The organism is Bacillus cereus group sp. N31 (assembly GCF_016483245.1).
Taxonomy (GTDB): Bacteria; Bacillota; Bacilli; order Bacillales; family Bacillaceae_G; genus Bacillus_A; species Bacillus_A toyonensis.
The window spans coordinates 1-230 of record NZ_JAEHCH010000132.1 but is presented as its reverse complement, the minus strand read 5'-3'; the positions used below and the strand labels follow the sequence as shown (position 1 = coordinate 230).

Genomic DNA, 230 nt, shown 5'->3' with positions numbered 1-230 from the left:
CCTTTAATATTTTGTTTTAGAACATATGCATCACCACGTTGGTATAAAGGTAAAAGTGCTACATCTTGCTCAAGAAGTAATTTCTCAGCTTTCCCTAACTCTTCCCAACGTTTCTTCGCGTCCCCCATTAATTCAGTGCCAGCTTTTTTGATCATATCATCATACTTCGGATCAGCGCCGCTCATTTGGTTATGAGAATGTTTAGACTGGAACATATCTAAGAATGTCAT

The 230-nt window shown here is 38.3% G+C and carries 1 pseudogene; it reads right to left on the bottom strand.

Features of this window, described 5'->3' with window-relative positions:
• Positions 1 to 230 (bottom strand): annotated as a pseudogene (locus tag JDS81_RS30120) (peptide ABC transporter substrate-binding protein); the annotation flags it as partial.